Genomic DNA, 10,595 nt, shown 5'->3' with positions numbered 1-10,595 from the left:
CGAGGGGATCTCAACCATGAAAAGAATCATTCGTCACCGCCGCAGCCTGGGCGCCGCCCTGGCCCTGAGCTGCATGAGCCCGGCGCAGGCCGCCGAGACCAGCAGCGTGACGCTGTACGGCCTGGTCGACCTGGGCACGACCTACGAGCGCCGTGATGGCGAATCCAGCCTGCGCCAGAAAAGCGGCAACCAATCCGGTTCGCGCTGGGGCCTGCGTGGCGCCGAAGAGCTGGGCAACGGCTACCGGGCCGTATTCCGCCTGGAAAGCGGTTTCAACGCCAACAACGGCACGCAGGCGCAGGGCCGCCTGTTCGGCCGCTGGGCCTATGTGGGCCTGGCTGGCGGCTTCGGTGAAGTGCGCCTGGGGCGCCAGTGGGTCTACGGCTTCGAGTGGGCCGGGGTCGGCTCGCCCTTCGGCACCGGTTGGGGTCAGGCCTCCAACAACGCCAGCCTGGCCTACAACGACGGCGACTTCGGCGCCGGCGGCCGCGTCAACAACGCGGTGTTCTATGCCACGCCGCGCATGAACGGCTGGCAAGCGGGCGTGGGCTACAGCTTTGAAGCCCACGACAACGACGCCTTCGCCACCGACGCGCACGACCGCGTGCTGACCGCCGGCCTGCGCTACAACGGCGGTCCGGTCGCCGCCGCGCTGACCTACGAACGCCTGAACCCGAACGCGCAGCAGCCCAACAAGACAACGGCCGGCAACCTGCAGGTGGCCGGCTCGTACGATTTTGACTGGATCAAGCTGCACGGCACCTACGGCAACCTGCGCAACGCCAACACGGGCCCGTCCGCCGGCTACGACAAGGTCAATTCGTTCATTGCCGGCGTCACCGTGCCCACGGGCAAGTCCTCATCGGTGCTGGCTTCGGTGCAACGCGCCACCGGGTCGGACATCACGGGCTGGGCGCTGGGCTACGAATACGACCTGTCCAAGCGCACCAACCTGTACGCCTACGTCAACCGCGTGGACATCCGCGAATCGCACACGCTGCAGACCTCGGTGGGGATACGGCATCAGTTCTGATGCCCGGCCCGGCTCACAGGAACGCGCGCGTTCCCCACCAGCCGGGCAGCAACAGCGCCGCCGCCCACAAAAACGCCGATGCCCAATTGGCGGCCTGGAACGCGGCGGCGCGCATGCCGCAGATGCCCGCGATCATCGGCACCGTGGCGCGCAAGGGGCCGAAGAAACGGCACAGCACGATGCTCAGCACGCCCCATTTCTGGATGAACAAGGTACTGCGGTGCAGCAGCTCGGGGCGCTTGCGCAGCGGTTTGCTGCGCATCAGGCTGGGGCCGAACCACACGCCCGCGGCGTACTGCACCCAATCGCCCAGCGCCGCGCCCACCGCGATCGCCAGCCACACGGCCACGAAATTGGCATCGCCCAGCCCCAGGATCGCGCCAATGGACAACAAGATTGCCGTGCCCGGAATCACCAGGGCCACCAGCGGCAGCGATTTCAGGAACGCGAAGGCAAACCCCATGGGCGCCAGCCAGTCCGCGTGGGTCTTGGCAAAGTCCACCACCGAGTCCTGCATGGCCTGGAAGGTCTCGAACAGCATGCGCGTCCCGTCACACGATCACATCGCGCAATCCGCGCGGCCGGCGCCGCACCAGCCCGGCCAGATGTTCCAGCGCCTGGCCCAGTTCCTGGCGGTCCGGGATGCTGCCCAGCGAAATGCGGATGGCGTTGGGCGCGCCGGGACCTTGGTGAAAGACGTCGGATGACGTCACGCTCAGCCCCTCGTCGCGCGCCACGCGCTCCAGGTCGGCCGCGGTCCAGCGGTCCGGCAGCGTCTGCCACAGATGGATGCCCGCAACCGCGGTGGGAAACGGCCCCGGCAGCAATTGACGCGCCAGGCGCTGGCGCGCATGCGCCTCGGCGCGCACGCCGTCCAGGATCTGCTGAGCCATGCCGCTGGCGATCCATTGGGTAGTCAGCACGCCCATCAGCGGCGCGGCCATCACCGCGAACGCGCGCATGGCCGCCAGCACATTGCGGCGGCCGTCCAGGTCGGGGCTCAACACGAAGGCGGTGCGCAGGCCCGGCGTCAGGGTCTTGGCCACGGTGGCGATGTGAAACACCGACGCGGGCGCCAGGCTGGCCAGCGACGGCGGCGCGTCGTCCAGGAACAGGGAATACGGATCGTCCTCGATGATACGCACGCCGCAGGCCGCGGCCGAGCGCAGGATATCGCGGCGGCGCGCCGCGCTCATGGTGTGCGCGGTGGGGTTCTGCAACGTCGGATTCAGGTAGACCAGGCGGGCGCCTTCGCGGCAGGCGCGTTCCAGCCCCGCCGGCGTCATGCCGTCGGCGTCCGTTTCGGCGACCAGCACGCGGCGGCCCAACTGCTGGGCCGCCGTCAACAGCCCCGGATACACCAGCGGTTCGGCCGCGATGCCATCGCCCGGCCGGCTATAGGCCAGCATTACCGCGGCCAGCGCGGCCTGGGCACCGGGGCAGACCAGCACGCGGTCCGGATCCACCCGGCCCACCGACGGGGCCAGCCATTGCGCGCCGGCCTCGCGTTCGGCCTGCCCGCCGCCCGCCTGGTGGTAGGTCATCATCACGCCGACGTCATGGCGTTCCATCGCCTTGGCCAGGCCGCGCCGCAGCATGTCCTGCAAATCGCAGCCCAGCGGCAGCGGCGGCATGTTCATGCCCAGGTCCAGCATCTGCAACAGCGGCTCGTCGGCCGGCCGCGCGATGAAGGTGCCGAGCGGGCCGCGCGGCTCGATCAGGCCGCGTTGTCCGGCTTCCGCATAGGCGCGCGTCACCGTCGTCAGGTCCACGCCCAGGTGCTGCGCCAGACCGCGCTGCGGCGGCAGGCGATCGCCCGGCTGCATGCGGTTGCCGGCGACGGCGCTATCGATGAAATCGGCGATCTGACGGTAGCGCGGGCCCGCGCCCCGCACGAACGTCAATGGCCAGGACGCATATATGTCTTCGTTGGGCATGGACTATATTGCGACAAAACGGCGCAATGTATGGGTTCCAGTAATCGTCCAGTATGGCGAAGAACGCGTATTAAGTCCATACATCGGAAATCTTGTACGGCTGCGCTGCCGTCCCGATGCGGTCACGCCCGTCGAGCCGCGTCGACGCCCTCCTATCGGCGGCGTCATTGCCGACGCCCGGGTGCCGTGCCCCTAGCGCACGCCGGGGTCGGCCTGCACCAGGTGGCGCCAGGGAAAGACGTCCTGACGAAAATGGCTGACGTAGCCGCCGCGCGGCGATTGCACCACCATGAACTGCAGCTTCGGCCGCAGCGCCTGCAAGGCCTGCAATTGCACAAGGCTCAGGCAGGTATTGCGTAGCGTCAGCGCCCGCAGCCGCTCTCCCGCGGCGCTGCGCAACAACCGCTCGTAGGCCGCGAACGGCGTGATGCAGCCCTCCTCGCGCGCGTCGGCCCAGGTCGAGTGCATCTCGGTCGATTCCGTGAAATCGAGCGACCGCAAGGCAGTCAGATTGCCTGACGATGCCAGGTTGTCGATGAAACCCTGCGTATCGAATCCACTCTCGACTTGCAGCGTCGACAAATACGGCAACGGCACGGCAAAGAACGACGCATCGGGCGCATTGGGCACGGTCAGCTGGACCAGGCCCGGCGCCTTCGCGGCGAACCGCGCGATTTCGCCGCCCTCTTCCATGATGGTGCCGGCGCGCTGGATCAGCACGGTATTGTGATCGGCCTGGCCACTCGGACGTATGGTCAGCGACTTGAGCAGCGGAAAACGCACGGCGCTATCGAGCAGCGGCGTGAACTCCCATTCGCGCGTGCCGTTGGCGCCTTCGTCGGGGCCGAAGAACGATAGCGCCACGATCGCATCGGCCACCTCCTGGTCCGCCAGACAGGCCAGCGTCCAGGCAAAGGGTTCTTCCCACAGTTCGCCGAAATACGTCACTTGCAAACCGCCAAGCAGGGGCGCGACGGACAGGTACTGGTACGCCCGGCCCCACAGCGGCAAATCGGGCGCCGTGATGTCCACGTCTTCATCGGCGCAGGCGTCAAGCGTGAATTCGTGGATACGACGCTGCAACGCAAGCAGCTTGCGGTAGCCGGGGGTCGACAACGGGTGAGCCATGCGGGCGCCTTGTGCGGGAAAGGATTTGGACTGGCCGGCCACGATACCGCAAACGCATGTCAGGCGTGCGTGGGCCGCACGGCCGACCGGCGCCGTCGAATCCGGCGGGCGTTGCATAATTGCACGGTTCCACCCACGCCGTGACACGCCCCATGCGCCCCGACCTGAACCTGTTGTATGCCCTGCAAGCCCTGCTGGAAGAGGGCAGCGTGGTGGGCGCCGCGCGGCGCATGAACCTGAGCGCCCCGGCCATGAGCCGTACCCTGGCCCGCATCCGCGAGACCACCGGCGACCCGATCTTCGTGCAGTCCGGCCGCGCGCTGGTGCCGACGCCGCGCGCCCTGCAACTGCGTGACCAGATTCGTGACGCCATCGAGCAGGCCAGCGGCGTGCTCGCGCCCGGCGCCGAAGCCGACCTCAAGCAGCTGGAAACGCGCTTCAACGTGCGTGCCCACGATCTTTTCATCGGCATCTACGCCGGCCGGCTGCTGGACGCGCTGCAGAACGACATGCCGCGCGCCACCTTGTGTTTCACCCCCGAGGAAGACGATGTGGACGACGAAGCGTTGCGCTCCGGCCGCGTCGATCTGTTCATCAGCGCCTCGCGTGCGCTGGGCCATGAAATCCGCGTGCAGCCGCTGTTCACCACGCGCATCGTCGGCGTCGCCAACCAGGACCATCCGCTGTTCAAGGACGAGATCAACGCGCGCCGGGTGGCGCGCTGGGGCCACATCGGCGTGTCGCGCCGAGGCAAGTCGCAAGGCCCCATCGACGATGCGCTGGCCGCGCAGGGCCTGGATCGCCGAGTCACGCTCATCGTGCCCACGCCCAGCGCCGCGCTGCTGGCGCTGCACGGGTCCGACCTGATCCTGCCGCTGCCCGAACAGTTGGCGCGCGCGGCGGTGCAGATGGGCATGAAGCTGCGACTGTTCGACCTGCCGCTGGCGCTGGATCCGGTGCTGATCACGCAGGCCTGGCATCCGCGCTTCCAGCACGAACCGGCACATCAATGGCTGCGCCGCACCATCCGCGGCCTAACCGAAGACGCACGCGATTCCGCTTGAGGCACGCGCGGGCCTCTGCGGCCACATAACGCAAAAACCCCTGTGCCACGCGCACGCCAGCCGTGCGCGCTTTCGACTTCCCGCCCGGCCAGACGCCTCATAGACTTTCCTGTCACAAGCATTCAGGAGCGATAGGAACATGTCTGCCCCTTCCTCAGCGGCGGAACGCCACGCGCGGCCGGCGTCATGGGCCGGCCGCATGCTGACGGCCGTATCGCAGGCCGCTTTCATCCCCCCGCGCGCCGCCTACCTCATCCGCTCCGTCGCCGCGGCGGCGCTGGCGCTGGGCGTGGCCTATCTGCTGGAACTGGAATCGCCGTACTCCGCCGCCTCCACCGTGCTGCTGGTCATCAACCCCGTCCAGGGCGCGGTAATCGGCAAGGGCGCCTGGCGCATCATCGGCACGCTCGTCGGCATGCTGGCTGCCGTCGTCCTGATGGCGCTGGCCGGGCAGATGCCGTTGCTGTTCATCCTGGGCTTCGGCATCTGGCTGGGGCTGTGCGTGGCCGCCATGACGCTGCTGCGCCACTTCCGGGGATCCGGCGCCGTGGTGGCCGGCTACACCATCGGCCTGGCCACCTACGGCGCCATGGGTCATCCCGAGGCCACGTTCGAACACGTGATGGGACGGGGATCGACCGTCGTGATCGGCGTGGTCTGCCTCGGCCTGGTCAGCAGCCTGTTCAGCACGCGGGGCCTGCGCGCCAGACTGCAGGCGCAGTACGCGCGCCTGGCGGCGGTCGTGGCGAACGCCATCGCCCGCCAGCAGGACGCCGCCACGGCCGACGAGATACCCACGCGGCTGCACGTCATCGCCGACGTGTACGCCCTGGACGACCTGCTGGCCGCCGGCAAGGCCGAATCCGAAGACCTGGCCCAGCGCGCTTCAGCGGTACGCAACGGCATGGCGTCGCTGTTCGGCGCACTGGTCGGCGGGGCCGCGCCCCTGGCCAGGGACGACGCCAGCGCCGGCCAGCCTTCGGAGCCTGATGTCCGTGCCCACCGCCCGTCCGGCGCCCCTGGTGCCCTGGCTGACCTGCAAGCGCCGCTCCGGCAAGCCTGGGAAGACGCCGCGCGTGCGCTGGACGACGGCGACGCCGCGCGGGCCTCGCATCTGCTGCGCGAGGCGGATCAACGGCTGGCCGATGCCTTGACGCACTTGCGCCTGCACGACGCCCGCGACGAAGCCGCCGTGCTCATCACCGCCGACCGGCTGCGCGAACAGCTGGACGCCTATCTGGCCGCGCTGGACGGCCTGGCGGCCCTGGCACGGCCCCGGCCGGCGCCGGGCGGCGCGCCCGTGCGCTTTCACCGCGACTATGCCGGAGCGCTGCAAAACGGCCTGCGGTCAATGGCTGCCATCGTCCTGGCCGGCTTGTTCTGGCTGTGGACCGGCTGGACGCATGGCGACATGATGCTGCTGGTGTTGGCGCCCTACTGCGCGCTGCTGGCCACCGCGGGCAATCCGCCAGCCGGCGCACGTGAATTCCTCAAGGGCACGCTGCTGGCCGTGCCCGCCGCGTACGTCTGCGCTTTCGGCGTGCTGCCACGGCTGGATGGCTTTGCGCTGCTGGTGGTGGCGCTGGCGCTGTTCTGGTTGCCCGGCATCTATGCCACCAGCGCTCCGCGGACGGCGCTGGCCGGGCTGGCCTACCTGGTCGCGTTCAACACCCTGACGGCGGCCGGCAATCCCATGCACTACTCGCTGCATGACTTCGCCAACTATTCGGTGGCCTGGGTACTGGCGACCGCGTTCGCGTTGCTGGCCTTCCAGTTGATCCTGCCGCGCAATCCCTCGCGCGACGCTACCCGCTTGCGCCACGCGCTGCGCGATGACGCGCTGGCCTTGCTGCGCGGCAAACAGCCCGACGCGGCCGCCTGGCAACAGCGCCAGCAACACCGCCTGGCACAACTGGGCGCGTTGCTCAAGGACCAGCCCGCGTTGCCCGGCACGCTGGCGCAGGGCAAGGCGGCCATCCATGTCGGGCGCGAAGTGCTGCGGCTGCAGCGGTTGCTGGCCAGCCGCCAGTTGCCGCCCGCGGCCCAGCGCCTGGCGCAACAGGGCCTGGATCGCCTGGGCCGTGGCGGCGCAGCCGTCTCGCGGCGCGCCCAGCATGCGCGGCGCGCGGCGCGCCAGCTGGCTCGCCTGCTGGACCAGGCCCCGGCGCGGCGCCAGGCGGTGCAAAAGGCCATGGCCGCCTTCGCCGATATCCACGCGCTGATCCAGGGCCAGGCCGGCTACTTCAACGCCCATCCCGCTTCGGAGGCTCCCCGTGCTGAGTGAATTCGCCATTGCCGGCATCTATGTGCCGCCCTTCTTCCTGTATGCCTGCATCAGCGTGCCGCTGTATTGGCTGCTGCGTGCGGCCATGGCGCGCAGCGGGCTGCTGCGGCGGGTCTGGCACCCCGCCCTGTTCGAGTTCGCCCTATCGCTGGCGCTGGTGTCCCTGTTGATCCTGCTGCTTTGATTCCCACATTCCTTATGTCACTGACTTTGAAAAAACTCTCGCGCGCGGCGTTCACCCTGGCCGCGCTTGCCATCGCCGCGGCCCTGGTCGCTGCGCTCTGGAACGCCTATGTGCTGGCGCCCTGGACCCGCGACGGCCGCGTCAGCGCGCACGTGGTCCGCGTTGCTCCGGAAGTCTCGGGCACCGTGATCGAGGTGGCCGTCATCGACAACCAGCCGGTCAAGCGAGGCGACGTGCTGTACCGCATCGACTCCAGGCGTTTCGAGCTGGCGGTCGAGCAGGCCCGCGCCCAGGTCGCCGCGGCCGAACAGGCCGTGCGCCAGCGGCATGACGAAGCGCGCCGCCGCAGCGGACTGGATGACCTGGTCTCGAAGGAAGACATCCAGCGCTCCAGCCGCGCCGTCCTCATCGCCCAGGCCGAGGCGCGGCGCGCGCAAGCCGCGCTGGACCTGGCCGAATTGGATCTGGCGCGCAGCGTGTTGCGGTCGCCGGTGGACGGCTACGTCACCCGCTTGCGGTTGCGCGACGGCGATTACGCGGTGGCCGGCAAGCCCGACATCGCCATCCTGGACGCCCACAGTTTCTGGGTCACCGGCTACTTTGAGGAAACCAAGCTGCGCCAGATCCGCGCTGGCGCGCCGGCGCAGATCAAACTGATGGGTTTCGAGCCGCTGCTGAACGGCCGCGTGGCGTCGATCGGGCACGGCATCGCCGACGACAACGACGGCCCCGACGAGCACGGACTCCCCTCGGTCAAGCCCACTTTCAGCTGGGTGCGTCTGGCGCAGCGCATCCCTGTGCGCATCGAGCTCGGCGGCATCCCCGACGGCGTCGTGCTGGCGGCCGGCATGACGTGCAGCGTCGAGGTCGGCCTTGCTGGCGAGCAGGCGGTGGCCCAGGGCCGCCTGGCCCGCTGGCTGCACGCGTTGATGTAGGAGGCGCGTCATGACACGTCTGCGATTTGCCCGTCGCGCCGCCCTGATCGCCACCGCAACCGCCGCGCTCGGCGCCTGCGCCACGGTCGGCCCCGACTACCGCCACGAAACCCCGGCGCATCCGTCCGCGTGGTCGGCCGCGCTGCCCGATGCCGCCCCGGCTGACGCCGACGCGCTGGCTGCGTGGTGGCGCGCCTTCAACGATCCGCTGCTCGACCAGTTGGTGCAACAGACCCTGGCGCGCAATCAGGACCTGGACATCGCCCGGCTGCGGCTGATACAGGCCCGCGCCGAACGCGACCAGGTCGCCAGCCGCCTGGGACCTGAGCTCGGCGCCACGGCAGACGCGGCCGCCTCACGGTCGGCCCGCGCGCTGCGGTATCCGCCTGGCATCGGCGAGTCCCGGGCCTACCGCCTGGGGCTGGACGCCAGCTGGGAAATCGACGTCTTCGGCGGCCGCCGCCGCGCGGTCGAACAGGCGGACGCCGAGACCCAGGCTGTGCAAGAAGACGGCCAGGCCCTGCGCACCAGCCTGCTGGCCGAACTGGCCACGGACTATGCCGCCCTGCGCGCCACCCAGCAACGCGCCCTCATCGCCCGCGACAATGCCGCCACGCTGGCCGCCGCCGAACAGCTGGCGGCACGCGCCTTCCGCCACGGCCTGGGCACCGCCGCCGACGTGGCGCAGGCCCGCGCCGAGCGCGAACTGGCCCAGGCCCGCTTGCCGGAATTGCAAGGCGAGCAGGCGCGCCTGACGCACGCCATCGGCGTATTGACGGGTGGGTTCCCTGCCGAACAGAAAGCCGCGCTGGCCATGCCTGGCCAAGCGCTGCTGATCCCGCCCGCGCTCCCGGCCAGCCTGCCATCGGAGGTGGTGCGCAACCGGCCCGATATCCGCGCCGCCGAACGCCGGCTGGCGGCCGCCACGGCCGGCATTGGCGTGGCGACGGCCGAACAGTTCCCCACCTTCATCATCCCGCTGGGCCTGGGCAGCGCCGCCAGCCTGGTGCGCGATCTGTTCTCCGATGCCAGCATCGTCTGGTCGCTCGGCGTCTCCGCCCGCCAATCCGTCTATGACGGCGGCCGGACGGCCGCGGGCGTGCGCGCGGCCCAGGCCCAGGCGCAAGCCCGGCGCGTGGCCTACGAACAGACCGTGCGGCGCGCGTTCCAGGAAGTCGAGGATGCGCTGGCCGGCCTGGACGCCGAGCACGCGCGCCAGCAGGCGCTGGCCGCCGCCGTCCACGACAGCCAGGACGCCCTGGCGCGGGCCACCCGCCTGTACCGCAATGGCCTGACCGGCTATCTGGCCGTGCTGACCGCGCAGCGCGCCACCTACCAATCGCGCGACGCGCTGGCCTTGAGCCAGCTGGCGCGCACCCGCCACGCCATCGGCCTGTACAAGGCGCTGGGCGCGGGTTGGCAAGCCCCATCGGCCGCCCCCGGCGTCGAGTCCGCGCCGCATGCCGGGACCGACCCCGGATCCCCCTTCCCGCTTTCTGTCCCCCCTCAAAGGAGCCCCACGTCATGACCATTCCGCCCAACGCTTTCCGCATTCACGACGTCCGCCGCTATCCCCTCTGCCTGTTCGATTCCGCCCAGGCGCTCGATGGCTATGCGCCGCAATGGGAAGCAGAAATGGAGGCGCTGCTCGCCGCCGGCCAGCCCTTCACCATCGCCTACGTGGAACTGGACCCAGCCGAATCGCACGAAGACCGCAAGCACCGCGGCCTCTGGCTCAAGCGCAACAAGGAACGGCTGGGCCGGCTCTGCAAAGCGCAGATCAGCGTGGAGCCGGACGAGGCCCGCCGCGCGGCGGCCAGCAAACAGGGCGAACTGGCGGCCAAAGCCTTCGGCATTCCCCATGAAGCCGTGGCCTCGCTCGAAGAGGCCGTGGCGCTGACCCGCCGCCTGACCCATCCGCTGCCGCGCGTCAGGGCGCAGGATATGTCCGGCTGGGACAACCTCAGCTGACGCGCCGGGCCGGCGTCAGCGGACATATATATTTCTTGTAATCTGACCCGGCCGAATCT

10 protein-coding genes are annotated in these 10,595 nt (G+C 69.7%); 7 read left to right on the top strand and 3 right to left on the bottom strand.

The window, feature by feature from the left end; all coding sequences use genetic code 11:
- Positions 1 to 16: 16 nt before the first annotated feature.
- The gene (locus AC3WMR_RS29265) at positions 17 to 1,033 is read left to right on the top strand and encodes a porin (RefSeq protein ID WP_492266607.1); all 1,017 of its coding nucleotides are present in this window, start codon (positions 17 to 19) and stop codon (positions 1,031 to 1,033) included.
- Between the two features lie 13 nt (positions 1,034 to 1,046).
- Here AC3WMR_RS29265 and AC3WMR_RS29260 read toward each other — a convergent pair whose 3' ends face one another.
- The 3 genes from AC3WMR_RS29260 to AC3WMR_RS29250 form a co-directional block, all read right to left on the bottom strand.
- The gene (locus tag AC3WMR_RS29260) at positions 1,047 to 1,574 is read right to left on the bottom strand and encodes a DedA family protein (RefSeq protein ID WP_183002165.1); all 528 of its coding nucleotides are present in this window, start codon (positions 1,572 to 1,574) and stop codon (positions 1,047 to 1,049) included.
- 10 nt (positions 1,575 to 1,584) lie between these two features.
- Complete coding sequence (locus tag AC3WMR_RS29255; protein WP_492266606.1) at positions 1,585 to 2,970, bottom strand: aminotransferase-like domain-containing protein; 1,386 nt, start codon at positions 2,968 to 2,970, stop codon at positions 1,585 to 1,587.
- Positions 2,971 to 3,162: 192 nt separating this feature from the next.
- Positions 3,163 to 4,098 (bottom strand): hypothetical protein, encoded by a 936-nt coding sequence (locus AC3WMR_RS29250; protein ID WP_492266605.1) that lies wholly within the window; start codon positions 4,096 to 4,098, stop codon positions 3,163 to 3,165.
- Positions 4,099 to 4,250: 152 nt separating this feature from the next.
- Between AC3WMR_RS29250 and AC3WMR_RS29245 the strand changes: the two genes are divergently transcribed.
- From AC3WMR_RS29245 to AC3WMR_RS29220, 6 genes are all read left to right on the top strand, one after another.
- Positions 4,251 to 5,162 carry a LysR family transcriptional regulator gene (locus AC3WMR_RS29245; RefSeq protein WP_492266604.1) on the top strand — a complete coding sequence of 304 codons (912 nt, stop codon included), beginning with the start codon at positions 4,251 to 4,253 and terminating at the stop codon, positions 5,160 to 5,162.
- A 139-nt stretch (positions 5,163 to 5,301) separates the two neighbouring features.
- The gene (locus AC3WMR_RS29240; protein WP_492266603.1) at positions 5,302 to 7,446 is read left to right on the top strand and encodes an FUSC family protein; all 2,145 of its coding nucleotides are present in this window, start codon (positions 5,302 to 5,304) and stop codon (positions 7,444 to 7,446) included.
- A complete protein-coding gene (locus AC3WMR_RS29235; RefSeq protein ID WP_492266602.1) occupies positions 7,436 to 7,630 on the top strand; it encodes a DUF1656 domain-containing protein in 195 nt (64 codons plus the stop codon). The genes AC3WMR_RS29240 and AC3WMR_RS29235 overlap by 11 nt, the downstream gene beginning before the upstream one ends.
- Positions 7,631 to 7,644: 14 nt before the next feature.
- The gene (locus AC3WMR_RS29230) at positions 7,645 to 8,565 is read left to right on the top strand and encodes an efflux RND transporter periplasmic adaptor subunit (RefSeq protein WP_492266601.1); all 921 of its coding nucleotides are present in this window, start codon (positions 7,645 to 7,647) and stop codon (positions 8,563 to 8,565) included.
- A 10-nt stretch (positions 8,566 to 8,575) separates the two neighbouring features.
- Positions 8,576 to 10,093: an efflux transporter outer membrane subunit gene (locus AC3WMR_RS29225; protein ID WP_492266600.1), complete on the top strand. Its 1,518-nt coding sequence runs from the start codon at positions 8,576 to 8,578 to the stop codon at positions 10,091 to 10,093.
- Positions 10,090 to 10,536 carry a hypothetical protein gene (locus tag AC3WMR_RS29220; RefSeq protein ID WP_492266599.1) on the top strand — a complete coding sequence of 149 codons (447 nt, stop codon included), beginning with the start codon at positions 10,090 to 10,092 and terminating at the stop codon, positions 10,534 to 10,536. Before AC3WMR_RS29225 ends, AC3WMR_RS29220 begins: the two co-directional genes overlap by 4 nt.
- The last annotated feature ends 59 nt before the right edge of the window (positions 10,537 to 10,595 follow it).

The organism is Achromobacter sp. FW305-C-28 (assembly GCF_058783235.1).
The sequence above is the reverse complement of the archived record's forward strand: the minus strand, read 5'-3'. Positions and strand labels throughout refer to the sequence as shown.

Bases quoted from the DNA above. Each gene is read 5' to 3' on its own strand.
- AC3WMR_RS29255 (WP_492266606.1), bottom strand. From the start codon at position 2,970: ATGCCCAACGAAGACATATATGCGTCCTGGCCATTGACGTTCGTGCGG.
- AC3WMR_RS29225 (WP_492266600.1), top strand. From the start codon at position 8,576: ATGACACGTCTGCGATTTGCCCGTCGCGCCGCCCTGATCGCCACCGCA.
- AC3WMR_RS29245 (WP_492266604.1), top strand. From the start codon at position 4,251: ATGCGCCCCGACCTGAACCTGTTGTATGCCCTGCAAGCCCTGCTGGAA.
- AC3WMR_RS29230 (WP_492266601.1), top strand. From the start codon at position 7,645: ATGTCACTGACTTTGAAAAAACTCTCGCGCGCGGCGTTCACCCTGGCC.
- AC3WMR_RS29220 (WP_492266599.1), top strand. From the start codon at position 10,090: ATGACCATTCCGCCCAACGCTTTCCGCATTCACGACGTCCGCCGCTAT.
- AC3WMR_RS29265 (WP_492266607.1), top strand. From the start codon at position 17: ATGAAAAGAATCATTCGTCACCGCCGCAGCCTGGGCGCCGCCCTGGCC.
- AC3WMR_RS29250 (WP_492266605.1), bottom strand. From the start codon at position 4,098: ATGGCTCACCCGTTGTCGACCCCCGGCTACCGCAAGCTGCTTGCGTTG.
- AC3WMR_RS29260 (WP_183002165.1), bottom strand. From the start codon at position 1,574: ATGCTGTTCGAGACCTTCCAGGCCATGCAGGACTCGGTGGTGGACTTT.
- AC3WMR_RS29240 (WP_492266603.1), top strand. From the start codon at position 5,302: ATGTCTGCCCCTTCCTCAGCGGCGGAACGCCACGCGCGGCCGGCGTCA.